23 protein-coding genes are annotated in these 25,785 nt (G+C 43.6%); 15 read left to right on the forward strand and 8 right to left on the reverse strand.

Annotation, left to right across the window (positions count from 1 at the left end; translation table 11 throughout):
- Positions 1 to 77 precede the first annotated feature (77 nt).
- Complete coding sequence (locus tag LIX84_RS01520) at positions 78 to 1,052, forward strand: AraC family transcriptional regulator (RefSeq protein ID WP_226420828.1); 975 nt, start codon at positions 78 to 80, stop codon at positions 1,050 to 1,052.
- 85 nt (positions 1,053 to 1,137) lie between these two features.
- Here LIX84_RS01520 and LIX84_RS01525 read toward each other — a convergent pair whose 3' ends face one another.
- Both LIX84_RS01525 and LIX84_RS01530 read right to left on the reverse strand, forming a co-directional pair.
- Positions 1,138 to 1,827 carry a hypothetical protein gene (locus LIX84_RS01525; RefSeq protein ID WP_226420436.1) on the reverse strand — a complete coding sequence of 230 codons (690 nt, stop codon included), beginning with the start codon at positions 1,825 to 1,827 and terminating at the stop codon, positions 1,138 to 1,140.
- 12 nt (positions 1,828 to 1,839) lie between these two features.
- Positions 1,840 to 3,381 (reverse strand): hypothetical protein, encoded by a 1,542-nt coding sequence (locus tag LIX84_RS01530; RefSeq protein WP_226420437.1) that lies wholly within the window; start codon positions 3,379 to 3,381, stop codon positions 1,840 to 1,842.
- Between the two features lie 366 nt (positions 3,382 to 3,747).
- On the opposite strand from LIX84_RS01530, the gene LIX84_RS01535 reads away from it, so the two are divergent.
- Both LIX84_RS01535 and LIX84_RS01540 read left to right on the forward strand, forming a co-directional pair.
- A complete protein-coding gene (locus LIX84_RS01535; protein ID WP_226420438.1) occupies positions 3,748 to 4,440 on the forward strand; it encodes a response regulator transcription factor in 693 nt (230 codons plus the stop codon).
- 3 nt (positions 4,441 to 4,443) lie between these two features.
- Positions 4,444 to 5,766 (forward strand): ATP-binding protein, encoded by a 1,323-nt coding sequence (locus LIX84_RS01540; protein WP_226420439.1) that lies wholly within the window; start codon positions 4,444 to 4,446, stop codon positions 5,764 to 5,766.
- On the opposite strand, the gene LIX84_RS01545 is transcribed toward LIX84_RS01540, so the two are convergent.
- The gene (locus LIX84_RS01545) at positions 5,747 to 6,403 is read right to left on the reverse strand and encodes a pyridoxamine 5'-phosphate oxidase family protein (protein ID WP_226420440.1); all 657 of its coding nucleotides are present in this window, start codon (positions 6,401 to 6,403) and stop codon (positions 5,747 to 5,749) included. The genes LIX84_RS01540 and LIX84_RS01545 overlap by 20 nt on opposite strands.
- Before the next feature lie 100 nt (positions 6,404 to 6,503).
- Between LIX84_RS01545 and pdxR the strand changes: the two genes are divergently transcribed.
- Positions 6,504 to 7,949 carry a MocR-like pyridoxine biosynthesis transcription factor PdxR gene (gene pdxR, locus LIX84_RS01550; protein WP_226420441.1) on the forward strand — a complete coding sequence of 482 codons (1,446 nt, stop codon included), beginning with the start codon at positions 6,504 to 6,506 and terminating at the stop codon, positions 7,947 to 7,949.
- Here pdxR and yjeH read toward each other — a convergent pair whose 3' ends face one another.
- Positions 7,950 to 9,212, reverse strand: a complete 1,263-nt coding sequence (gene yjeH / locus LIX84_RS01555) for an L-methionine/branched-chain amino acid transporter (protein ID WP_226420442.1) — start codon at positions 9,210 to 9,212, stop codon at positions 7,950 to 7,952. It lies immediately after the preceding gene.
- 327 nt (positions 9,213 to 9,539) lie between these two features.
- Here yjeH and LIX84_RS01560 point away from each other — a divergent pair, with 327 nt between their 5' ends.
- The 4 genes from LIX84_RS01560 to LIX84_RS01575 all read left to right on the forward strand — a co-directional run bounded on the left by LIX84_RS01560 (position 9,540) and on the right by LIX84_RS01575 (position 12,321).
- The gene (locus LIX84_RS01560) at positions 9,540 to 9,995 is read left to right on the forward strand and encodes an Lrp/AsnC family transcriptional regulator (RefSeq protein ID WP_005396378.1); all 456 of its coding nucleotides are present in this window, start codon (positions 9,540 to 9,542) and stop codon (positions 9,993 to 9,995) included.
- A gap of 42 nt (positions 9,996 to 10,037) precedes the next feature.
- Entirely contained in the window at positions 10,038 to 10,973 is a 936-nt protein-coding gene (locus LIX84_RS01565; RefSeq protein WP_226420443.1) for a LysR family transcriptional regulator, read from the forward strand.
- 75 nt (positions 10,974 to 11,048) lie between these two features.
- Positions 11,049 to 11,663, forward strand: coding sequence for a LysE family translocator (locus LIX84_RS01570; protein ID WP_046875874.1), 615 nt, complete (start codon positions 11,049 to 11,051; stop codon positions 11,661 to 11,663).
- A gap of 328 nt (positions 11,664 to 11,991) precedes the next feature.
- A complete protein-coding gene (locus LIX84_RS01575; protein WP_226420444.1) occupies positions 11,992 to 12,321 on the forward strand; it encodes a hypothetical protein in 330 nt (109 codons plus the stop codon).
- Between the two features lie 126 nt (positions 12,322 to 12,447).
- On the opposite strand, the gene LIX84_RS01580 is transcribed toward LIX84_RS01575, so the two are convergent.
- Together LIX84_RS01580 and LIX84_RS01585 are read right to left on the reverse strand one after the other, a co-directional pair.
- A complete protein-coding gene (locus tag LIX84_RS01580; protein ID WP_005397748.1) occupies positions 12,448 to 12,669 on the reverse strand; it encodes a hypothetical protein in 222 nt (73 codons plus the stop codon).
- Positions 12,670 to 12,909: 240 nt separating this feature from the next.
- Entirely contained in the window at positions 12,910 to 14,343 is a 1,434-nt protein-coding gene (locus LIX84_RS01585; RefSeq protein WP_182034009.1) for a glyceraldehyde-3-phosphate dehydrogenase, read from the reverse strand.
- Between the two features lie 615 nt (positions 14,344 to 14,958).
- Here LIX84_RS01585 and LIX84_RS01590 point away from each other — a divergent pair.
- The gene (locus LIX84_RS01590; protein WP_226420445.1) at positions 14,959 to 17,595 is read left to right on the forward strand and encodes a hybrid sensor histidine kinase/response regulator; all 2,637 of its coding nucleotides are present in this window, start codon (positions 14,959 to 14,961) and stop codon (positions 17,593 to 17,595) included.
- Positions 17,596 to 17,657: 62 nt separating this feature from the next.
- On the opposite strand, the gene LIX84_RS01595 is transcribed toward LIX84_RS01590, so the two are convergent.
- Together LIX84_RS01595 and LIX84_RS01600 are read right to left on the reverse strand one after the other, a co-directional pair.
- Entirely contained in the window at positions 17,658 to 18,995 is a 1,338-nt protein-coding gene (locus tag LIX84_RS01595) for an MATE family efflux transporter (protein ID WP_226420446.1), read from the reverse strand.
- A gap of 121 nt (positions 18,996 to 19,116) precedes the next feature.
- Entirely contained in the window at positions 19,117 to 19,431 is a 315-nt protein-coding gene (locus LIX84_RS01600; protein WP_005373603.1) for a DUF496 family protein, read from the reverse strand.
- Between the two features lie 220 nt (positions 19,432 to 19,651).
- Between LIX84_RS01600 and LIX84_RS01605 the strand changes: the two genes are divergently transcribed.
- From LIX84_RS01605 to LIX84_RS01630, 6 genes are all read left to right on the forward strand, one after another.
- Positions 19,652 to 19,876 carry a hypothetical protein gene (locus LIX84_RS01605; RefSeq protein ID WP_005397742.1) on the forward strand — a complete coding sequence of 75 codons (225 nt, stop codon included), beginning with the start codon at positions 19,652 to 19,654 and terminating at the stop codon, positions 19,874 to 19,876.
- A 165-nt stretch (positions 19,877 to 20,041) separates the two neighbouring features.
- Complete coding sequence (locus LIX84_RS01610) at positions 20,042 to 20,692, forward strand: YceH family protein (protein ID WP_047008119.1); 651 nt, start codon at positions 20,042 to 20,044, stop codon at positions 20,690 to 20,692.
- Positions 20,689 to 21,009: a GIY-YIG nuclease family protein gene (locus LIX84_RS01615; RefSeq protein ID WP_031780655.1), complete on the forward strand. Its 321-nt coding sequence runs from the start codon at positions 20,689 to 20,691 to the stop codon at positions 21,007 to 21,009. The genes LIX84_RS01610 and LIX84_RS01615 overlap by 4 nt, the downstream gene beginning before the upstream one ends.
- Before the next feature lie 320 nt (positions 21,010 to 21,329).
- Positions 21,330 to 22,427 (forward strand): autoinducer 2-binding periplasmic protein LuxP, encoded by a 1,098-nt coding sequence (locus LIX84_RS01620; RefSeq protein ID WP_226420447.1) that lies wholly within the window; start codon positions 21,330 to 21,332, stop codon positions 22,425 to 22,427.
- Entirely contained in the window at positions 22,427 to 25,003 is a 2,577-nt protein-coding gene (luxQ, locus tag LIX84_RS01625) for a quorum-sensing autoinducer 2 sensor kinase/phosphatase LuxQ (protein ID WP_226420448.1), read from the forward strand. Before LIX84_RS01620 ends, luxQ begins: the two co-directional genes overlap by 1 nt.
- Before the next feature lie 300 nt (positions 25,004 to 25,303).
- On the forward strand, positions 25,304 to 25,759 hold the full coding sequence (locus LIX84_RS01630; RefSeq protein ID WP_005397727.1) for a MarR family transcriptional regulator: 456 nt from the start codon (positions 25,304 to 25,306) through the stop codon (positions 25,757 to 25,759).
- The last annotated feature ends 26 nt before the right edge of the window (positions 25,760 to 25,785 follow it).

The raw sequence follows: 25,785 nt of genomic DNA on the forward strand, positions 1-25,785 counted from the left end.
ATCTGGATTTGATTTAGGTCTTTCTTTGTGACAGATTCAATCAATAGAGGATTAAATTTGATGTGATTGGTCGCGCGATGGGCATTCTAAACATGCATAACCTCGCGTTATCTAAATATAATGTGGGCTCGGATGAACTGGGGATTCCGTCGTCGGTATTTCACAACCCAATGACACTGATCCCGCTAAAAGCCGTCGCAGAATGGTATCGTTGTGTTGAACAAGCCAGTAGTGATCCAGATGTGGTTTTGAGTCTCAGCCGAGGTATTGAACTGCAAAAGCTTGGACCTGTGGGACGCTGGCTATTTTCTGGGAATGATTTAGCCAGCGCGATTCGACGCGTTAATTATGGTGCGAGTAACTTACAATCTGGGGCGTTTTTTGCTGGCGAACAGTCGGGCAAAATCATCAAATGGACTTACCACAATCCGTTTATAGAAACGTCAGTAAAGGTGCACGATAGTATCCGCTGTGCGGTATTTATGATTAAAGTGCTACGCGAATTTCTTGGTAAAGACTATCAGCCTTTGCGCGTGAAGGTTTCAGGGTCGAGAAAAAATACTGAACCATACCGAGAATATTTCGGCTGCGAGGTGGAATGGAGTCAGCCAAAAACAGAAATATGGATCCCGGGAGATGACCGATTAGCTTCTCGACAAGTGAGCCTCCGAGAAGATAGCCGCTTAGCGATGAGTTTTTCCGATTTGGATGATTTGCTTAATATGCCCGACCCAGAAGATGAGTTGAAAGTGATTTATGAAGTGGTGAACTACAGCAGTCATTATGGATTGCCAACGTTAGAGCGCGTTTCTTCTCTGCTTGATTTATCTGAGCAGCAGTTTCAACGTCGTTTGCACAAATTAGGCCTCAACTTCTCGATGGTATCCGGCTATGTATTGAGTAATGTTGCGGCTGGGTTATTGAGTAAGCGCGTGAGTATTGATGACATAGCCATGCGCCTTGGTTACACCAATGTGGCGAGCTTCAATCGTATGTTTAAGAAGCATCGTGGATTAACGCCCAAGCAGTATGCGGGAAGATTAGAAAAGTAATGCTTCACTTGTCTTTATGAAAACAAGCAATAAAAGCCCTCAAGGTAGAGGGCTTTGCTATTTTTGGTGTTGTTTAATGTAATGGCTATTTCTTAGGGCGCCAGCTTAGTGCACTTGCAACAGCGCCGATGGCAATCACATCCTTTTTTTGTTCACTAAGTTCTGGGAGCATTTGTACCGCAATGGTACCGTTCGTCTGTACAGCGGCAATTTCTTGTGTGCCTTCCTTAAAGCTATAACCCAATGGAATGTCTACCGCCATCATGGCGTCGGGACTAGTATGTACGGTTTCTACATTAAAGTGGGTGCTGCCGATACGCACTACGCCAGTCTCTTTTTTCTCGAAGCTGATGTCGATGAGAGCGGATTTTGGCTCCATCGCAAATTCTCCCACTTTGACGCCATCTTGGGTGATATCACAGGTGTAAGGATCATTCCCACCAAAATCGACGCCCATGTAGTTAACCGACATACCGCCTCCAGAGCAGCTCAGAAGCCAAGTTTCCCCGTTGTCGATACGAGTCACTTCTGCGCCCATCGTACCTTCTTTGAAAGAGATATGGTTAAACCAACTTGAGTTAGAAGCACTGAGTGAATAGTTGCCTTTGTACTTACCAGCAAAATCAAAATGACCATCTGCACCGAATCCCCAAAAATCACCGTCGGTTTTGATCAGCATTTCTGGTTGTGCTTTTACGGCATCAGTACGATCCATGACGGCTAGGCCACCACAACCAGCAAGGAGCAAGGGAGTGAATAGAATAAGTTTCTTCATGTTTTTCATTGTTTATAGCTTGGTTACATCTAGGGTTTGGTCAGTGAATTGGATGTTCTGAATGTCGTACAACTCGTCAGTGCCTGTATTTGGGCACTCAACAGAAACGCTCTTTGCTTTGATAACAGTACATTCCGCCAGTTTGTGTGGCACGATATAGGTGTTGATACCGCCTTCACCATAAATGCTGTTGTCTTTGCTGTTGCCTTCAAAAGTATTGTTTTGATCATTACCGATCACATTCATCGCGTCGTCGCCAATGATCTTCACTTTTGTTAGCCACTGAGATTTGTAGGTGTACGCTTCTATCAAACCGTCTTTGTTGGGAGCCATACGGAAGGTAGGTACTGTGCCTGGATTTGTCTTTTCTGTGTAGAGCTTGACGCCCGCAGAGTCGATATTCGCGGTATATTGCAAGTATCCGTGGAATAAGCCACTGATCCAATCAACGGCTTGTGGATCTTGGGTTTGCATTTCTTCACGCGTTAACGCTTGGTAGCCATCTAAACCATGTCCGTTTGCTTTTGCTACGCCCATGTACGCTTCAAAAGCGGCAGCAAAATATTCGTGAGAATATGAAGGGCCCGTTTGTTTCACACTTTCAGGATCGAAGTCGTCCGATTTCCAATCGTCCCAGTCATACTGAGTAGGGCGCCACACCGTCGGTTTGCCCGATTGAATATCGTTATAGATGCTTAACGTATGAGCTTGAATGTCATTTTGCAGTGCCGCAGTCGCCGTGTTAGGTGCAATACCTTGCGCTTGGACCAAGTGTAAAATTTCTTCAAAAGCGGCGTCTCGTTCGGCTTTTTTACCAAGATTGGCGCAGTAATCGGCAAAATTACTCATGTAATGGCAATCGCCTTCAACTGTCAGTTCTCGATACATTAAAGATTGGCTATTCCTTAGCCAGTTTGGTGTTTCTTTACTAGTTACTAATGTTGACGCGATAGATGTGACAAGTGTATCCATATCATCTTCGTTAAGTACGATCATGCTTACAACAAACTTTTCTAGAGAACTCGTATCAAAAGAGTGTGCTAAGCCCGAGTTTGTAACTGCATCGTTCAATTTATCTTGGCGAATCAGTTCGTTGATAAAGATTTTGGTTAACATCTCATCATTCTGTTCGTCGTTTTCGGTCAGCATTAGTGTGGCATCACGCTCGGCTAATGTCTTAGCGATACGAGACTTGTCAGCACCGTACTTAGAGTCTGGTTGGTTTGTGAGAAGGTGTTGGATGATTTTGGCTGCACGAAAGATTTTTTCATTATTCGCACCGTCATCAACAGCCACAATGTGAAATGTATCATTGTTGTTTGCTTCAGAAAGGGAGATTTTCACATAGTGGGTGAAGCCCGCATCAGCAGCCACTTTTAACTTGGCTGGAAACTCTGTAGAAACGACAGTTGGGATTGTGACAGTGCTCAATGTTGGCGCTGGTGGTGGTGGAGGTGTCGTTGTCGATGGTTTCGAATTAGATTCACTGCCGCCACAAGCAGTTAGACTTATCGCGCAAAATATGGCTAAAGGTGTTAATTTGGAATATCTCATTTCATGTTACTCGTAGACTTTATTAGAGCAAGAAACTTAGAAGCAACATAAAGTCCTGTCTATATAAGCAAACTAAGTCATATATGTTGATATTGTTTTTTGGTAAGACCTATTATTCGATACATTTAAAAATATAGTGGATTTTTATTCCGAATTTTATTTTCTATGTGAAGCTATATTCTGATAATGAATAAAACCTCAGGTTATTGCATGGTTTTAGAGGTATAGAATGATTAGGATTATCGTATATGTATGGTTTGTAAGCGTATGTAAGCCTGCTTTTTATTAAAATTATCATTTAAGTGGGTTGCGCAGTATAGGACGAGCGATATACTCCCTCCATCATATTGGTGGAGTAAATGATTCATGGTGGGCAATACAATCTTACTAGTAGAAGACGACTCAGAGATTGCTCGATTAACCAAAATGTACCTCGAAGCCGAAGGGTATACGGTAGCTGTCATCGATAACGGTCAAAATGCATTAGAAACGATTAAGGGGCTCAAGCCGGACCTAGTGCTGTTAGATTTGATGTTACCAGGAAAAAATGGCGCAGAAATATGCCAAGAGGCGCGTAAGTTTTATCATGGTATTATCATTGTTTTGACTGCGACCGATGATGAAATGAGCGAGGTGAGCTTATTTAAGTTCGGTGCTGATGATTACCTTACCAAACCGATAAAAGGCAATATTTTGCTCGCCCGTATTGAAGCAGCGTTGCGTCGCTATTGTCGTCAAGTTGATATCGTTGAAGAAGAAAAGCTGAGCCGATATGGCATTAATCTTTGTCTTCGTCGTTCCCAAGCATTTTATTTGGAAAAAGATATTGGTTTAACGAGTTCTGAGTTTGAAATTTTAGAGCTCCTGATGCTGAATGTCGATAAGCCAGTATCTCGTGAATCATGTTGTCGTCTTGCCCGAGGCATTGAATACTGCATTACTGATCGTTCGATTGATATGCGTATATCCTCGCTAAGGAAGAAATTCTCCAAGGTTCATATCCATACGGCTACCATTAAAACCATACGTCACCACGGCTACATGCTGACAGGTAAATGACGCGTGTTTTCCCTGTTTACTCGTCTATATGTGGGGTTAGTTACCGGCCTTGCGCTGACTGTTGCTTTGTTTCTCTTTATGGTGGAAGAGTACATGCGCAAAACAGAAGTCGGCGTTTTTTTGAGTGATGGTGCTTATTTTGTCGATCAATACATTGAGCAACGAGGCACTCCGGACTCTCTCTACAAGAAGTTAACCGAAAACGGCAAGCAAGATTTCTTTATCTTTGATTTAACATTGGTTGAAAACTGGGACGGATCACCGCCTTGTCGAGATTGTAAGCTGCTGTACCGAATACAAGGGATACCTGTTTATCTTATTGATGGCAGTACCTATGCTGCGGTATTCCCTTTACCTAACACCTCGAAGAGTTTAGTTTTCAAAGAAAAAACGGATTTCTTTAGCCCAGATGTTGATTGGAATGAAGATTCTGAGATTGTATTTATACTGACTCTACTTTTGGTTGTTGTGTGCAGTTTAGGTGTTATGGTTTACATACCTGTACGACGTCTTGACCGCCAAATTCGGCAACTAACGGCTGCACAACAACAATTTGGTTCTGGTGAGTTGAATACGCGAGTCGATCTAAAGCAATTTTCGCAACCCGTGAAAGAGCTCGCCCAAGGCTTCAACTGCATGTCTGAAGAGATTGAGAGACGAGTACGTCAAACACACATCTTTACTCAAGCTATTCCTCATGAAGTGCGCACTCCGCTGAGTCGTATTCAGCTAGCGACGGATTTAGCTAGGCGCACGAGTGGTGAAATGCAGGCAGAGTTACATGACGATATTGAACGATACGTTGATGTAGTGACGGACTTAACGTCCGACATTGTCATGCTGTCTCGCTTGAGTGTGAAAAACCATTCTTTGAGCGATTCTGTTGAAACCATGGAACTGCCTCTTTGGTGTAAAAGCCGCATGAATTACCTAGGCTTAGAGTCCGCCATGTTGAGAGCAGAAAATGAACTCGCGAACCAATTGATTCACTTTCAGCCTACTTTGGGTAACCTCGTCCTCGATAATTTATTGCAAAACGCCAAGCGTTACGGTGAATCCTGCGTTGAGGTGACGATTCGAATGGTAGCGGATTGCTGGAGCATCGATATTGAGGACGATGGTCCGGGCATCCCTGAATCGATGCGAGAAGAAGTGTTTATGCCATTTTCACGTTTAGACAAAAGCCGTAACGCCGACGTGAAAGGTTTTGGTTTAGGGCTTGCCATCGCTACCAGTGCCGCGAGGCAACTGGGGTGGGAGCTTTCCGTCGGCGAGAGTCACTTAGGCGGCGCACGTTTTACGGTGCTTATTCCTGCCAACGATTAGAGTAGGCACTGCGGTAGTCTGGCTCAGCGATACCTTCATACAAATCGTCACAAGCTTGCAGTGGACCTACGACGGTTCGGTAGGGTAGGACACCTGCCCAAACAGCAATGTCCATGTCTTCCGCATCGTCGTTGACGCCAAAATTACTGATTTTCACAGATGCCTCTGTGAGTGGGATACGCAGCAGCATGGTGGCTTTGAGCTCTTTTTCATTGCTCAAACGGACTTGTTTTGTTCTCCCTGGAGCGATCTGTTCGATAAAGTGATTCAACAACCTGTCTTTCTCTTGGTTATCCTCCACCATCTCAAACTGGCCAAAGACCACTGCACTGCGATAATGCGCACTGTGGTGAAACGCACTTCGAGCCAATACCCAACCATCAAACAAAGTAAAGGTTAAGCACGTTTGCACTCCTTGTTTGAGTGAGCGTAACAGTCGACTGTTGTTGGCACCATGGATATACACGTAATCATCGACACGCCATGCCAGTATAGGGATGACCACAGGGCCTGACTCGTTGGTTATCGCAATATGAGCGATTAGGCTTTCATCTATGATGGCGTGCAGTTTGCTAACATCAGAGACGGCTTTATGTGCGCCTTTCTTAATTTCCGTTCTATTGGTGTTGGATAGCATTTTCTCTCCTTGTTTACTCACGATTATGAGCCATTGATCCTCACTCTTTGATTGCAATGTAGCGTTTAACTGGTAGCTTAAAGAGAGCCAGTTTTAACTAATGGATGGATCCAGTTTGTCTTTGATTGATATCGGTGACCTACATTTAAAAGACAGTGATGGAACGCGTCAGCAAGCGTTGTTTTTTGCTATCCGCGAGAAGATTGTTCAAGGGTTGTGGGCGAAGAATGGGAAATTGCCGTCTACGCGAAAGCTTTCACAAGCGCTTAATCTAAGTAGGAATACCGTGATTTCTGCCTACGAACAGTTAGTGGCGGAAGGGTACTTGAACAGCCAAAAAGGTTCTGGCTTTTATGTTGCCGTAGAACTGCCGGAGCAGTACTTGCCTGAACCTAATTCAGTTCAGAGAGACTCATCACCGAAAACCAACTTTGACATCAACCGCGCATTTGCACCGGGTGTGCCGGATTTGGACGCATTTCCGATGGCGCAGTGGCAAAAGCTAGTTGCTCGCCACATGTCCCGCACCTGCTTGCTAGGGAATCAAGATATTCAGGGCAGTTGGGCATTGCGCTGTGCTTTAGCTGACTACCTTGCATCAAGCCGTTCAGTAAATTGCTCCCCAGAGCGCATCATTATTACCTCTGGGGCACAGCAAGCGTTGTCAATCGCGACGATGGTAGCTCTAAAACAAGGTGATAAGGTTTTGATGGAGCAACCGGGTTACGCGCAAATGCGGAAGTTGATTCAGTTCCAAAACTATCAATTTGAGCCTTTGTTCGTAAGAGAGAAATTAGGCTTTGATGTGGAAGCTGTGACCTCAAGCGATGCCGATGCGCTGTATATCACACCAAGTAATCAATATCCGATGGGTACCACACTCAATACCGAGCAAAGAGGGAAGATCATCAACTGGGCGGTCGAGCAATCAAGTTGGATCATCGAGGACGATTATGACAGCGAATTTCAGTTTGCTCATCGTCCCTACACCAGCTTACAGGGGCTAGCAGCTCAAATGGGTCGAGATGATCGTGTGTTGTATGTGGGTTCCTTCAGTAAAGTGATGTTTAACGGATTGCGGCTTGGCTACCTTGTGGTTCCTGAACGTTTAGTAGAGCAATGTTTGGTGGTTAAAGATGCGTTAAGTGGTGATTCACCGACGCACACTCAAGAAGCGTTGGCGGATTTTATTACCGAGGGTGGGTTGTTGCGCCATATCCGAAAAATGCGCCGAATATATAAAACCAAGCATGAACAGATGCATTTATCCATTCAACAGCATTTTGGCGACAGTGTTTGCATCGTTAGCCAAGCGGCGGGGCTTCATATTACGTTGAAATGGCAAAACGGTATAGATGATCTGCGTTTTACAAAACTGGCAGAGCATGAAGGGATCATCTTGCGACCTTTGAGCTATTATGAACACCCAGATTTTCAAGCACGTCACTGGCATGGTGCCGTGCTTGGTTACGGCAATATCGCGTTAGAGAACATAGACGCTGGTATCCAACGTTTAGCTCACATATTTCGAAATGGGAAGCGATGACTATTCAACTACACGTGTTTGTCGCTTATGTCGCCACTGTTTCCAAGGCAGTAAAAGTAGAGTAAAAATGCCAAGTGCATAAAACATTGACCAGCCTAAACATATAAAAACACCGGTACAAAGCAGTAGGGACAGTCCCGCAAGTGTTTTACCAAATCCTCGAAGCAATTTAAAAGCGGCTAACATCGCCAACATGTAAACCAGAACGAATACACTGTTTGCGAGTTTTAGGAAAAACTCCAGATCGAGCTGTGATAGGGTTCCTATCACGCAAGATAGTAGCAGTACTCCGCCAACTAATAAGGTGGCTGAGAAAGGGACACCACGACGCGAAATCTTGGCTAGTGGGCTGTAAGGACGATGTTCCCGAGCTTGAGCCCAGACCATTCGCGCTAGGCTCTGTGTGTATAAGTTAACGCTCGCGAAACAAGCGGAGAATCCGATCAAACTGATTATCCATTTGGCCCCATCGCCAAGTAGTTGAGCACTCAACCATGGAATCGATGCATTATCGAATTGAGCATTACCATATGCACCAAACTTTAAAATAACAACAGAGCAAGCCCAGTACGTAGCTCCCGCTACAAAACAACCGACAATAATGGCAATAGGGAAGTCTCTTTGAGGGTTTTTGAATTCTTCCCCCATATGAGCAAAAGCCTCTATGCCAACAAAACACCAGAACATCACGCCAAGCGCTGCGGTAATAGGCCAAATTGACTCTTGTGTGATAGCTGGCATCACGAGATCGGCGCTGTTAACGTCGCCTTTCCATAAAAATGTGCCAACGAGCGCAAAGACACTCAAAGCAATAAGAGTTTGTAAATGACCTGATGACTTAGTGCCCATCAAGTTGACGAACACAAGAAGTGATACCGTTAGAATTTGTGCAAACAGATTATTGCTAATAGGCTCTGGCAATATTTGCTGTAGAAAGCCTGCGGCGAGTGCAATCGCGGCCGGAACCCCTACCGGAATGACACTAACAAATAGCCAAGCTACACTACTTTCCAGCTTGGCGTTAAATGCTTTACGCACAAAAAATGCGGTTCCGCCCGCGTTGGGATATCGCTTGCCTAGCTGGGCAAAAGTCAGCGCAATAGGACAAATGGCGATGAATAATAAAATCCAGGCCCATAGTGAAAAATGACCCGCTATGCCTGCTGCAATGGCTGGTATCATAAAAAGCCCCGTTCCCATTAATGTTGTGGATAGTTGGGCGATACCGGATGTGAGTGAAATGTCTTTTTTGAGCTGTTCCATGCTAATTGATTCATCCAATGTTGTAGGACTTATGACGAAAACGCTTGTGGCTTCTAATTATCTCATTTATTGGAGTTTAATGAGCCCGCTAGTGCGCTGAGTGCATAAGAAGCGTATTTGATTTCAATGCGTTATCGCTCTTTTATTTGAATGGATAACGGTGCTCATCTCATGCTTACCAAATAGCATATCCAAAATCTTAATAACAAAATGATTTACTGAACCGTCAATATGACGGTTGTTTTAAATATTTCCAACAAAATGTTGGTTTCTTATGCAGTTAGAATCGGTATAGAATGAGAAAAATAAGGAAAGCTTGGTAAGTATATGGACAAGTTTGATCACAAGATTGTGGATCTTCTCCGACACAACGCTCGGCTGTCGGTGACTGAAATTGCGGATAAAGTGAACCTTTCTCGTTCTGCGGTGACGGCTCGTATTCGTAAGCTAGAACATGACAAAGTGATTCTCGGGTATCACGCTGAAATTGCCTCTTCAGGCGGGGACTCGATTTGTGCTTATTTTGCTCTAAAGTTCGATAAATCTACATCCACGTATTATTGCGAATCATATGCCGACGAACTATACAAAATCGATGGCGTAAAATGGTGCCATGCAATCAGTGGTGAAACGGATATGATGGTTTTTGTCGAAGTACCTACGATGACTCGTTTGAACGAAATCAGAGATCAAATTCAACGTTACCCAGAGCTAAGGCACCTCATGACTCATACCGTTTTAGCTGAGTTCTTTAATACGACTGGCAACCAGTTTGTGAAATAAGCATCATGGGTGCCATTATTTATTAAACCTTCTTGAGCCGGTATGTTAAACAACATCAATTTGAATCTACTTAGATCCTTGCATGTACTTTTAGAAGAGTGTCATGTCAGCCGAACTGCAGAGCGTTTGCACATTACGCAGTCTGCGGTTAGCCGACAGCTTGCACAATTGCGCGATCTGTGTGGTGACCCACTGCTTATTCGTCAAGGTAATCAGCTGATACCAACTCCGCGAGCAATAGCGTTAAAATCAAAGCTTGATGCGTTACTGGCTGAGTTTGACCATTTACTCGATGACAAACCTTTTGAGCCGCAACTATGGCAAGGCGAGCTGGTTATTGCCTCAAGCGATTACGTGGCACAATACGTTTTGCCCGATATTGCCTCCCACTTGGGTGAACAAGCACCACAATTGGATTTGGCGTATCGACTGTGGCAGCTAGATTTTATCGATAAGCTTCACGAGTTAGGAATCCACCTTGCTTCTTCTATGTATCCCACTCAGCCTGAAGGTGTATCTAGCATCAATATTGGTTCTGATAAGTCAGTTTGTTTGATGAAGGCGTCTCACCCTTTAGCTGGTAAGGCTTCGATTTCTGTAGAGGACCTCATCAGTCATTCGCATATTCAAGTGACGGGTGGGGGAGACAAAGACTCAAGTACCGATATGGCACTAAAAGACAGGGGGTTGATGCGTCATGTTACCTTTAAAGTGCCTTTTTTCTCTGCGGCGGTAAATCGTTTGGTCTCAAGTGAGCACTTAATGGTAGTTCCGGAGCACATTGCAAATAATTTGGCCAAGCACTGGCCTTTGGTTCATAAAGCGCTTCCTTTTGAGACACCTACCCATGAATATTGGCTGATGTGGCATCCTAAATACGACAATGATCCAGCTCATCAGTGGGTGCGAGAGCAAATCCACGCGGTGATGAAAATATCGGAATACTCCATCCATAAAAGTTATGATTTTAAATCATGACTTTTATGCGAAACTTTGATTTCAAATTATAGCTCTTCAATTGATAGATTGAATTCAAATGGAGAGAGGTTATTTATGACACTAACAGTTTGGTTATCACTTTTTACCGTGTGTTTACTCGGTGCTATGTCACCTGGGCCTAGCCTAGCGATTGTGGCAAAACATGCCTTGGCTGGTGGACGCATCAATGGCTTGGCAACGGCTTGGGCACACGCTTTTGGAATTGGCATTTATGCGTTTATTACGCTGATTGGCCTCGCTGTTGTTTTGCAGCAAAGCCCGATGTTGTTCAAGACGATCAGCCTTGCAGGCGCGGCATATCTTGCATATTTAGGGTTCAATGCGCTGCGTTCGAAAGGCGGTGTGGCGGCGAAGTTGGAGTCAGGCGAGGAAACAACGGTAAGTCAGTCTGCACGGGAAGGCTTTTTTATCTCGATTTTAAGCCCCAAAATTGCCTTGTTTTTTATCGCATTATTCAGTCAGTTTGTAGCGCTAGGTAATGATTTGAGCAATCAAATGATCATTGTGGCTACACCATTTGTTGTGGACGGGCTTTGGTATACCTTTATCACCCTAGTGTTATCAAGCTCTAAAGTGGTGGACAGAATTCGTTCTAAAGCAGTGTTAATTGATCGTTTGTCAGGGATTGTTCTCATGCTATTGGCACTTCGAGTGGTCGTAACCGTATAAGTTTGCAAAGACAACAAAATATTAAAGGCAGCCCGGACGGCTGCCTTTTTCTGCTCTCAGTAAACCCTCATATAATTTACGTAATCTTGACGCTAAATGCAGCTAAAGTTAATACTATCAATAGTGTTACTTTGGTTCACATTATCATTTGTAGTAAGCGCAGCTTTCCAACGCACTGTTATAATTAGAACGAGAGCCACTTAACGTTAATACTAACAGTGTCGCATATTAAGTCGAGAATGCTTTATTGGGTAAAACGGACTTTCCTCTTACTTATCCTATGAAAGGGGTAGAGACTTCATGACCGTTTAGAAGGTGAGAGAGCAATATGCAAAGAATAGTAAATCTAGCTCTAGTAGTAATTTTGACCAGTGTTTGCAGCGTTGCTTGGATATTTCTTTCAATAAAGAGCATATGGGTGTTTTTTGAACTGTTTGTATTCACGATGCTTGGTTTTGGGCTTTTGTACGCGCTACTACAAAAGGTTGATCCTCAGCACTTTGACTTCGTTTTAAATCACATAGAAGAAATAAAGAGAGAAGGCAGAGAAGCTTGCCAAAATGGGACCCCGAAAGAATCTAACCCATACTCTGGTGTTGATGGTGATTTGTGGGAGGCTGGCTACACAGCCTCTCACAACACAAAGATAAAACAATAAGCCGCTAGTTGCTTATTTGACGTTGTGCTTTTCAAAAAAAGCACCCTGCCATTGTAAAGACAGGGTGAAAGCAAGAAGTTTCTCAGGAGCAGTCGGGGGAGAGAAACTTATATAAATTCTATTTACTTATCGGCGAACCTCTTCGAACTCACCTTCAATAGCATCGGCTTTACCAGTATTGAATTCATACTCTTCATGCATTTCTTTCTGCATTTTCTTCACGCGCTTCTCAATACGTTTGCCTGTAATTAATGCTGCGATGGTCAACGGAATCGCAATGATCAAGCTAAAGACTAATGTAAAAAAGCCCGTAATCAGTGCCAGTGCGGTAACAATAATCCGATTCATAATCATGACCTCTCTGTAATTCATGTGTTCAGATTAATGCTGTGAACATGAACAAAACATGAATGATAGTCTTCACTTTGTCCGGAGAGTGTCAAATGAGCGAAATGAAAAAACGCCTGAGGGTGATCAGGCGTATAAACGGGGAAAAATATTAGTAATGCGCTTCGCGCTTATTATTTAGAACAAATATGAGATATTGTCCGTTACGCTATGTGGTTAACGTTGTGGAGCAAAGTTCACCTATCGAGGGAATGTTTGGTAACGAACACCCATCATTTGTTCCATACAGTGCACAACTTGGCAGCTGTAACCGAATTCGTTGTCGTACCAGATGTAAAGTACGCAACGTTTGTCTTGTGCGATAGTCGCTTGACCATCCACGACGCCTGCATGGCGAGAACCAACTAAGTCAGTTGATACAATTTCTGTTGAATCGGTGTAGTCAATCTGTGCCGAAAGCTCAGAGTTCAACGCCATTTCACGCAAGTAATCGTTCAGTGAATCACGGTCTACGTCTTCACCTAAGTTTAGGTTAGCGACTGCCATCGAAACGTTTGGTGTCGGTACGCGAATTGCGTTACCTGTTAGCTTACCAGCTAGCTCTGGCAGTGCTTTTGCTACTGCTTTAGCTGCGCCAGTAGAAGTTAGAACCATGTTCAGAGAAGCACTACGTCCACGGCGGTCACCAGAGTGGAAGTTGTCGATCAAGTTTTGGTCGTTTGTGTATGAGTGCACGGTTTCGATGTGACCAGAAAGGACACCATATTTATCATTCAGCGCTTTAAGAACCGGCGTGATTGCATTTGTGGTACAGCTCGCTGCAGAGATGATGGTGTCATCTTCTTGAATAACTGATTCATTTACACCGAATACAACGTTTTTGATATCGCCTTTACCTGGTGCCGTTAGCAGCACTTTCTCTGCACCTTGACACGCTAAGTGTTGGCTTAGACCTTCAGAATCACGCCAAACACCTGTGTTATCAACAACAAGCGCGTTGCTAATACCGTAAGCAGAGTAGTCCACTTCGCTTGGATTGTTTGCGTAGATGATTTGGATGTAGTTACCGTTAACGATCAGAGCTTTACGTTCCTCATCGATCACGATGCTACCGTTGAACTGACCGTGGACTGAGTCACGACGCAGTAAGCTAGCACGCTTCTCTAAATCGCCTTTTTTACCGCCACGAACCACAATCGCTCGTAGTCGTAGTGGGTAACCTGGGCCACTTTTCTCGATCAGAAGGCGAGTTAGTAGTCGACCAATGCGACCAAAACCATAAAGAACTACATCACGCGCTTTCAATGAAGAGTCTGCATCGCGTGCGCCATCGAGTGCAGTGATAAGGAAATCATTTAGAGATGCAGTATCGTCATGCTCATTCCAGTACTTAGTTGCCAATTGGCCAACATCGACACGACACGAAGAAATGCTCATTTCACATAGCGCTTGAATGATAGGCATCGTGTGCTCAAGTGAGAGTGGGCTGCCTGTATAACGTCTTGCAACGCGATGAGTTTTGAGAATGTCTATAGTAGTAGCATTGATAAGCGTTTTACCAAACAGAACCACTTCGATTCCTTTTTGACGATATAGCTTACCAATTAGAGGGGAAATAGATTCAGCAATCGTTTGGCTAGTTTGCCAGTCTTGGAGATATTTCTCTGGACTCATTGTTGTATTAGACCTTTCACGTTTTGGGGGCTAACCATACTCTCTGCTGTTGCCTCTTCGGCAGCGTGCAAGAGTGTGGTGGGTTATGTAATCGGGTTGTAATAGTTATGTGTGCGGATTCTAAGGTCGGAGCCCTTATTCTGCTAGGAAAATTAAATCTAGTGTAAAACACTAGTTAAGGTCGTGTTAGTGGTGAATTAATGTGACTAAAGCGGTGGTTTTCACGTATTGACATTTAAAAAGTCATCCACTTTTTTCGCGATGATAATGTGTGTTTTCAAATTAGTTTTGTTGTCACTGTGAATTCGTTTGCATTTTTGTGTGATTTGTCTCGATAAGGCAACGAAATAGGTGAACATATGGTTTGGAATTTTATGAAAAGTGATGTGCATCTTAGGTATGAGTGAAACTTCACTGTTTGTACTCAGCTTGAAGATCAAAAAGTATGATTCGAGTCACAATTACCATTTCATCGGCCGATGGCGAAATAAGCAGAAAGACCATGGCTTTGGTAGGTGAATGTTGTTTTAAAGTAACCATGTCTTATATGCCTTTCAATGCTAGAAACTAGTCTAGTATTAAATAATCGGATGAGATCAACCATTGGGCTGATGGATGTTGAGATTATCAATAAAAACACGCTTAGCACTCCTCGCACTATTACCCACGGTGGTGATAGTGGTTTTTGCAGTTCAGCAGTTTTCTGACAATGCGTTGCGCGTAAGCCGTCTCAATCAAACGGTAATCAATATCCAAGGTTTCCAGTTGATATCCCAAGCCTCTCATTTTATTTACTCCATAGAGAAAGCACGCCGCCAGCCTACGCTTCAAGCATCAGCCGCACTTAATATAGAAGAACAAGACGGTGTTATTTCTTCCATGCATCAAAAATTCGTCAGTAACCCCAATACCGCTGAATATGCTGATGAGCTGAAAGAGGCCATGCTAGGGGTATTATCAGGTAGGTTGGACGAGATGGATGACCTGGGCGATTGGGCATTTCAACTGCTTCAAAATATGTCGCGCTCTTTGCTACAAAATCATCAGTGGTATGGCAGTGAGGACGGCATTCGAATGCAGAATTTTATTGCTTACCTTGCTCAGCTGTCTTTTTGGACACAGAAAGAAGCCTGGTTGACACATCGCCTAGTTCAAGATCCTAAGAGTCGGTTGAGTCAGAGTCTGTTTTTTCAGGCTATTGATCGACAGCAGCAAAATTTGGATGCGTTTTTAAATTTAGGAGGGTCATACGATCAAGTTGATAAATTGCTAGGCTTGTTTACGTCGCCGAGATATCAGAGAAATTTGGCATCTCGTGGGCGATTAATGTCAGGGGACATGTCACGTAGTGACTATGAAGCGTATTTGAGAGAACTCGATTTCCGTGTGCAACGCTTGCAAGTACTCATTGATGGGTTCACGAAACAAACAGAGCAGTCGCTCCTAACACAAGTTCATGAACAAAAGACCAATATTGCGATGGTTACCTCTGGCGTTATTTTGGTTATCGTCATGCTTTGCTGGCTTGGCTTTGGCACTTGGTTTCGGGTTAATAGCAAACTAGATGCGATTATTCATACCTTAACGGCGCTGATCAACGATGAAGAGAAACAGACGAAAGTCAAAGTCGATGGCAGTGATGAACTGACGATTTTCGCTCAGCAAGTGAATCGAGTGGTTGAAGAAAAGCAGAGACAAACAGACGAAATACTCCATGCTAAAGAGTCAGCAGTGTCTGCTAATCGCGCTAAATCAGTATTTCTTGCCAACATGTCGCATGAAATACGCACCCCCCTAAATGGTATTATGGGCATGACGGAGATACTCTCTCAAAGCGAGTTATCTTCCCATCAACAAGAAGTCGTTGATGACATTGACTCTTCATCCCAAACATTACTTACTTTGCTTAACGATATTTTGGATCTTTCTAAAATCGAATCTGGTCGACTGGAGTTGTCGCTAGTCGAGGCCGATATCCGAGAAGTGGTGTACCAATCGATGGTTTTATTTCAATCCAAAGCCACATCTAAACAGCTAGAGCTGGGGATTAACTTAGCTGAAAACATTCCAACTCGAGTGATGGTTGATGATCATCGCATCAAGCAGGTCATCACGAATCTGGTATCGAATGCGGTCAAGTTTACCGAAAGCGGTCATATACGTGTTGATGTCAGTTATGACGAGTTACCTGAGAACGAGCGCGGAACGCTGATGTTTAAAGTCGAAGATACCGGGATAGGCATTGAACAAGATAAGTTAACGACGATTTTTGAACCCTTTACTCAGGAAGATGAAGGGGTGTCGAGGCAGTTCGGCGGAACGGGACTGGGATTGGCAATCTGTCGTCAACTGGTATCCATGATGGGAGGGCAGCTTATAGCGACATCCACAAAAGGAGTGGGCACATGCTTTGAATTCTCTATTGAGGTTGACGTTATTCCGGTGTTTGGCTGGCGCTCGGACGTGATAAATAAAGGGCTCTTGATCTGCACAAATTACGATTACGCTGATCAACTTTTGAAAGAGTGTCGATTAGCAAAAATCAATCTCTTTGGTACGAATAATGTTAATGAAGTAAAAGCAATAAACGATGACTTTGATGTCATATTTCTGTGCCATAGTGACGACTCCAATTCGGATGAAGCCTTAGATGAGTTGTCACTCAAGTATGATCTTCGTCGTGTGATTATTTGTCAGCATCATCTATCCACTCCCTACGACAATGCAGAAAGAGTACATGCTGTACTCACATTGCCTTTTCTTGGCAATCGATTTAAGCATGTCATTGACGACTTAGCGAAGGTAGAAAAAACCATTTCAAGTGACACTGTCACTAATGGTGTTCCAAAGTCTGAATATCGAACGTCGCGCTCTCACAGGAGGATCTTAATCGCGGAGGATAACTTGATGAATCAGAAAATCGCGAGTTTTTTTCTGGATAAAGCAGGGTATGACTATTTGATAACAAGCAATGGACAAGAAGCGTTAGAAGCCATCACAAAGGGAGAAGAATTCGATGCAATTTTAATGGATTGTATGATGCCGGTGATGGATGGACTGACCGCGACGAAAGAAATTCGTCGTTGGGAAAAGAAATCGGGGCGTGAGAAAACGACCATTATTGCGCTCACCGCGAGTGTTTTGGAAGAAGACATTCACAACTGTTTTGCTGCAGGTATGGATGCTTATTTACCTAAGCCTTATAAATCGAATCAGCTATTTGAGCTCTTTAATGAATTAAAACTCGCCTAAATCGATAACATTTCAAGACGATAAAGCCCCAATCAAAGGGGCTTTAATTTAACCATTCATTGTCATGCGTTTGCTTGAGCGCCAGCGAGTTTACGTATGGTTTGTCGATAGGTTAGGTAAGCGGAAATGCCCGCCAGAATGTTGCCGATACAAGCGCCTAAAAGTAGACCTCGGATTCCCCCCATTTGAGCGCCAACCCATAAGCAAGGAAGGAAAAAGACAAACAAGCGTAGCGCTGAAATGGTGAGCGCGGTGTAAGACTTACCTAATGCATTGCAAAGAGAAACCATCAACATACATACACCTAGTGAACCTAAGCTGATAGGAACAATCAGCAAATGCATTTCTAATACTTGCTCTACTTGAACATCACTGGTCATCAGTAGTGCAAGTGGGTTTGCGACGACAAACGTAATGGCTGCGATCAAAAGTTGAAAGCCCAGAATGAATTTTACGGCAATACTGACTAGCGATTGGATATCTTGGTAGTTCTTTGCGCCAAGTAAGCGCCCGACCATTGGGGGCATAGACATTGTCAGCGCTAACACCGAAACGATAGCAAAGAATTCGTAGCGTGAACCGAGCGCCCAAGCGGCGACTGCTGCGGTCCCGAAGCTTGCCAACAACTTTGTTGCTAACATGGACGACAACGGAGGCAGCAGTTGGCTGATCATCGCAGGTCCCATGATGTTACCGATAGACGCAACACTTTTAGTTACGTTGAGGTCGTGCCACTGCGTTGTTGCCCAGTGATTCTTCTTTACGCGAGGCGCGACGACTAAAATACCAAACCCAAAAGCAACGATGGTTGCTATTGCGGCTCCGTTAATGCCCAAGTCAAACGTGAAAATAAATAGTGGATCGAGCACAAGGTTCACGCCGCTGGTCACCATCATCATTGTGCCAGGCAACATGGTGTTGCCGTTAGCCCGGCAAATACTGTAGTAAAAATATAAAACCGCGCCAGTCCATGAACTTAGCAGCCACCAAGGCCAGTAGCTGTCGATAATCGGCATCACAGACTCTGGAGCACTTAATAGAGATAAAATGGGGTAGCGCAAAAGCCAAATTAGCCCTCCAAAAACGGCTACGCCGATTGAGCCAATCATCAAAACTAAGCCACCGAGCTGTTTGGCATAACGACTTTCATTCGCACCAAGCGCTTTAGAAATGACAGCGGTCGTGGCGATACCTAAACCGACTTGAATGCCGATAATGACCATTTGCAACGGAAGAGTAAAACCTTGAGCGGCCAAAGGTAAAACGCCGAGCTGACCGATAAACGCACTATCTACAAGCTGAAAGCTCATTAAAGATAGAACGCCAAATAGCATTGGCCAAGTCATCGTAAATAATTGTTTTGCAAGTGTTGGTTGTGTACTTGTCGTAGTTGAGGACATAGAAAGCTGAATGCGTTAGGAATAAGAGTTGGATTGATTGTACACGGCGCTTAGTTTAGAGACAAAAATAAACCCCGAGTAAGGTAGCCTTACTCGGGGTTGGAAAATCTAGCTTACGTGTTTACTTTTTGCCGCTAGTTTGCTTGTCTTCTTCAGTCAGTTCGCGAATACGACGGCTGATGTCACGACGTGCTTTAGAGATTTCTGCACTTTTGATGATGTGGTCATCAACACGATCTTCGTAGTCTGCTTTCATATTTTTGATGATTGCGACGATTTCATCGTGAGTCATTTCTGGTTTGATGTAATCTAGAAGGTTTTCTAGAAGGTCAACACGTTTGCGGTTATCACGAACTTTCTTTTCGTTATCAAGCAGCTCACGTTTTAGTTTGTTTTTACGACGAGCTTGGTTAACGATTTCAAATACGCTACTCATAGTTCTCTTTCCTAATTTTATGAATATCTCTCTCGATTAAAGCACAACATCCAGTGGCATAACAGTCTTTAGATCAATCACAATGCAGAGTTGAACATTTCTCAACCAATTGCGATGTGTCCACATAATCACGCTTCTTTAATCGAGTTTTGGGCAACATCGTAGAATCCATCGATGCATTGTCATAACGTGGCCTTCACTATATTATCAACACCATTGAATGCAAAATGATGAACTTGATATGGACTCTGGGAACACTGCGGAGCAAGTAAGTAGTCAAGATAATGAGCAAGCCACTCGCTCTGTGGCTGAAAAGTTAAAAACAGCGTATATCAACGCTCGCGAGCAACTCGAAATCATCGAAGTTGAGCTGAATCGTTCAAAAATAATGATGGTTGATCAAGATGGCAATTTGACGAAAGTGCCAATTCTCTCGGAGCATTGATACCTGACCCGATTCGCAAAGGGTGCCAGGTCTTGCGCTATGCTTTAGCCTGACACCGACACCTGAATCGTTAACGCTTCTTGCATCTCTTTGCCAATGTATGATGCATGACTTCGAAGCGATTTAGGTACCAAGTCAAATGCAAAAATAATAAGGAAATGCATTATGAAAGTTGAGCTAACGGCAATTGAAGCACGAGTCATTGGTTGCTTGATCGAAAAAGAAGTCACCACCCCAGATCTTTACCCCCTCAGCCTAAACGCTTTAACCAACGCGTGTAATCAAAAAAGCAACCGTGATCCCGTAATGTCGCTCTCTGAGTCAGACGTTCTCGATGCCGTTGATGCTCTAATTGAGCGTAGGCTCGTCAGTGACGAAAGTGCGTTTAACAGCCGTGTTAGCAAGTATCAGCACCGTTTCTGTAATACGGAGTTTGGTGATTTAAAACTGACAGAACAAGAGAAGGGAATCGTATGTTGTATGCTTTTGCGTGGTGCTCAAACGCCTGGGGAAATTCGCACTCGTACCAATCGTCTCGCGACATTTCATGATGTAAAAGAAGTTGAAACGGTTCTGGAGCACTTAGCAAGCGAAGACAAAGGGCCATTAGTGGTCAAGTTACCGCGTGAAGCCGGAAAGCGAGAGTCACGCTATATGCATTTGTTCTGTGGCGATGTTGACGTCTCAGAGCTCGCAGTGCCAGTGTCAGCGGCTGGCTCTAATTCTGATCGAGTCAGCCAGCTAGAGCTCGAAGTTGCACAGCTTAAAGAAGAGCTCGATGAGCTTAAAGCTAAGGTCGAGTCACTACTTTCATGATTGAAAATACAGCGCAGCGTTGGAGTGTCTATTTGATACGAAATAACCGCAATGCGCTGTATTGCGGTGTTACAAACAATGTTGAGCGAAGATTCAATCAGCACCAAACGGGCAAAGGAGCGAAAGCTTTAAAAGGAAAAGGTCCCTTGGTATTGGAGTGGTCTTCGGATTTTGATTCAAAGACGCTTGCCATGCGGGCTGAGTATTATATTAAGCAACTAACAAAAGCTAAGAAAGAGCTACTTGTTACGTCAAAAGCAAGTATTGTCGTTGATGAAAATCAGCAGATGACGTTAGAAATGGCTTTATCGAAATAAGCGTTCGCGACATGCCGAATAACAAAGAAACCGTCCACTGAGGCGGTTTCTTTTTAGTTTTGGAGTACCATGTAAGAACAAACTGACGCATAATGGGTTGGTGTTCTGTTTAAACACTCAGAGTATGAAAAGGAGAAATGATATTTTGTGACCTTGTAATTAGGTACACAATAAACGTTTATTCGTTCCAACTCAGACTAAGAACCAATTTATTATTGAAACAGGCACTCAGAGGAAGGTAGATTACAAGAGTAAAGGATGACTCGGCTAGGTAACGAATAGAGCTGAATTAGGCTCATAAAAAGCTAAAAGAGCAGTAGATGAAAAAAGCGTTAGTATTCTCCCTGATGTCAATGGCCACTGTCGCGCCGATAGCGCAAGCCACTCAAGTCCTCAATGGGTATTGGGCGTATCAAGAATTTTTAGACCAGTTTCCAGAACAGAAGCAGTTAACGAATGCGTTGGCTGACGCCGTGCGAGAGACTCCTGTTCCGGTTGAAAGAGACAAAAAGCGTCCGTTAAAAATTTCTGTGGTTTATCCAGGTCAACAGATTTCGGATTATTGGATTCGAAATATCGACGCATTTGAACAGCGTTTAGATAAACTCGATATCGACTATCAACTTAATCAAGTATTTACCCGTCCCAACGCAGATATTAAGCAACAAAGTTTGTCTTTAATGGAAGCGCTGAAGAGCAACTCCGATTATCTGATTTTCACTCTCGATACCACTAGGCATCGTAAGTTTGTTGAACACGCCTTAGACTCAAAGAAAACCAAGTTGATCTTACAAAATATCACTACACCGGTAAGAGATTGGGAGGATCACCAACCGTTCCTTTATGTTGGTTTTGATCATGCTGAAGGCAGCCGTGAGCTTGCCGTGGAGTTTGGTAAGCGTTTTCCAAAACAGAGCCATTATAGTGTGCTCTACTTTTCAGAAGGATATATCAGCGATATCAGAGGCAATACCTTTATCAATCAAGTCAACCGTGATAACAACTTTGAACTACAATCTGCTTACTATACTAAAGCGACAAAGCAGTCTGGGTACGAAGCAGCAAAAGCGAGTTTGGAAAAATACCCTGACGTCGATTTTATTTATGCGTGTTCTACAGATGTTGCGCTAGGTGCTGTTGATGCGTTGAAAGAGTTAGGGCGTGATGATGTCATGATCAATGGCTGGGGTGGCGGCTCTGCAGAATTAGAAGCGCTTTCGAAAGGGGAGTTAGACGTTACTGTTATGCGTATGAACGATGATACTGGCATTGCAATGGCAGAAGCGATTAAGTGGGATCTTGAAGGGAAACCCGTTCCAACCGTTTATTCTGGTGATTTTGAAGTCGTCACGAAATCTGATTCTCCAGAAATAATTGAAGCATTAAGAAAACGCGCATTTAGATACTCAGACAATTGATGACAACTACATCAAAAACAAGAAAGCGTCGCTCATTGTCGACGCTTATTACGAAAATAATCATTCTCGTACTTGCTCCGATCATTTTAGGCATCTTCGTTCAGAGTTATTACTTCTCGAAGCAAATTATTTGGCAAGAAGTGGATAGAACTAAGCAACAGACGTCAGCGCTGATTCTTAATATTTTTGATAGCCATTTTGCTGCGATTCAGATTCATCACAACAGCAACTCGAAGAGTGATGTTGTTTTAGATTTTTATACAGAACGGGATGAAGAAGCTCTCAATTACTTTTTCATGAGTATTGACCAGAGTGATCCTTCTCATACGCCAGAATTTCGCTTTCTCACCGATCATCAAGGCATTATTTGGGACGATGGGAATGCGCATTTCTATGGCATCAATAACTTGATTCTCAATGGCCTCGCGAGCCAAGTGACTTTTAGCAACAATTGGTATTACCTCCCTTCACATACCCCAATGGGAACTCGCCATCTGTTACTGCGTCGTGTGCCGGTTTTACAACCTAAAACCGGTGAAGTGATGGGGTATTCTTACAATGTTGTTGTTCTAGATAACAACTTCGGGTTGATGGAAAGACTAAAAAACGAAGGGAACGTTGATAATGTTGTTTTGGTGGCCAACGATACGCCACTAGCCAGCTCACTAGTCGGAGATGAAGCGTACAAAATATTTGATGTTCTGAAGCGGCGCGAGTCTCAGCAAAAGCTTGACCAGTTGTTGATCATTAAAACCCCTATCGAAGTCAATGCTGCCACGACGGATTTGTGTTTACTAACCGTGCAAGACAATCAGAGTGTTGTGACGCTGCAAATCCAGCACCTTTTGGCGATGCTGGCTTCGGTTATCGGGATGGTGATGATTGCGTTGATGACCAAAGAGTGGATTGAGAATCGAGTCGTCGAAGAGCTTGGCTCGTTGATGGCATACACTCGTTCGGCTCGTGAAGAAAAAGGGTTCGAACGATTTGGCGGGTCGGATATCGAGGAGTTCGATCATATTGGTTCGACACTAGAAAACACCTTTGAAGAGCTGGAAGCGCAAAAGCGTTCATTCCGCGATCTGTTTAACTTTGCGTTATCGCCGATTATGGTGTGGTCAGAGTCTGGCGTACTCATCCAAATCAATCCGGCAGCCCGCAAAGAATTGGTCATGGAAAACGACATTGAAACTATGCACCCAGTGTTTAAAGGCTTCAAAGAAAAGTTGATGCCGCACCTGCGAATGGCAGCTCAAGGAGCCACGTTAACTGGCGTCAATGTACCAATTGGAGACAAGGTATATCGCTGGAACTTATCGCCGATTCGAGTTGACGGTGATATCAGCGGTATCATTGTTCAAGGTCAGGATATTACGACGCTTATTGAAGCGGAAAAACAAAGTAACTTGGCACGTAAAGAGGCAGAAAAATCCGCCCAAGCACGTGCCGATTTTCTGGCTAAAATGAGCCATGAAATCCGAACGCCAATCAATGGCATTCTAGGAGTTGCTCAATTATTAAAAGACTCGGTCGAAACGGAAGAACAGAATAACCAAATTGACGTACTTCGACATAGTGGTGAGCACTTACTTGCTGTTTTGAATGATATTTTGGATTTTTCGAAGATTGAGCAGGGTAAGTTTAATATTCAAAAGCACCCGTTTTCGTTCACTGACACGATTCGAACGTTAGAAAACATTTATCGTCCAATTTGCGAAAATAAAGGCGTTAACCTCGTCATTGAAAACAAGATTGATCCCAATGTTGAAATCTTTACTGACCAAGTTCGTCTGAACCAAATTTTATTTAACTTAGTCAGTAACTCAGTCAAGTTTACCCCCTCGGGCAGCGTACGCTTGCATGCTGAACTGGAGCAGTTCTACGGCGCAGAAAATAGTGTGTTGGTAGTGGAAATCACGGATACGGGCATCGGCATAGAGCCCGATAAGCTTGACCAAATGTTCGAGCCTTTCGTTCAAGAGGAAGCAACGACCACTCGAGAATACGGTGGCAGTGGTTTGGGACTGACCATTGTGAAAAGCCTCGTCGATATGCTGGAAGGTGACGTTCAAGTACGTAGTCAAAAAGGTTTAGGCACGACCTTTGTTATTACAATGCCAGTGAAAGATCGTGAGCGAGTGCTCACCCCTCTTGATTCAAGCTTGAGAGTTAAACCTGGTGAGTTATTCGCAGAGAGTCTAAAAGTACTGTTGGTAGAAGATAACCATACTAATGCCTTCATTCTCGAAGCATTTTGTAACAAGTACAAAATGCAGGTTGATTGGGCAAAAGATGGATTGGAAGCGATGGAGTTCTTAAAAGATCATACTTACGATTTGATTTTGATGGACAACCAACTGCCGCATCTTGGAGGAGTTGAAACAACCAAAGAGATCCGACAGAAGCTGAAGTTAGGCACGCCAATTTATGCTTGTACTGCCGATACGGCGAAAGAAACCAGTGATGCGTTTATGGAGGCGGGCGCGAATTACGTATTGCTCAAACCGATTAAAGAAAATGCGCTGCATGAAGCCTTTGTTGACTTCAAGCAGCGATTCTTAATTGAACGAACGTGATGAACTCATTCGCTATGAGCCTTAATTGATAATTCAATCGTTCACTAAACCGAAAAGCACAACGCCATAACTTAGGGTTGTGCTTTTTTGTATCTCAATGCTTCACTTGTTGATAAGCCAGGAGTGCTGATATCACCTTTAGTGTCGTATATCACTACTATTCAACCCAAGTACTACGTTGAGTTACGCAAACTTGTTCCACAATGGCATATTCTATGTGATTTAAATCACAAAAACTTATTTACTTAGCGTGCTAACTATTTTATATTACTTAGCAAGCTAAGTAATTGAGTAGATCTTATGATTCAAGACATCAACAGTTTGCGCGACCTTTCTCTGGCTGAAAAGTTATCTCGCGTTGCCCGTTTGTGGAAAATGGTTGCAGATCGCGAGTTGGAGCCTTTAAACCTGACGTACCCGCGTTGGACTGCGTTATGGAAACTTTATCGAATGGGCGACAACGTTAGTCAGAAGCATTTGGCTGAAGCGCTTGAGATTGAGTTGGCATCGCTGATGCGCACATTAAAGCTATTAGAAGAGCAATCTCTGATCACTCGCCATTGCAGTGAGCATGACAAGCGAGCACGCATTGTTAGCCTTACAGAAGAAGGTAAAACCCTACTCAAGCAAATGGAGACTCGAATTCTTCAAGTACGGAGCAAGCTACTGACGGAAATCAATGACCAGGAGCTTCAAAAGCTTTCATTGATCCTAGATCAGATTGCTCACAATGCACTTGATTCACTTAGCGAATAAGTCAGAAACCCGAATTAAAAGAGAAG

The sequence above is a fragment of the Vibrio sp. E14 genome (assembly GCF_020515785.1).
GTDB lineage: Bacteria > Pseudomonadota > Gammaproteobacteria > Enterobacterales > Vibrionaceae > Vibrio > Vibrio diabolicus.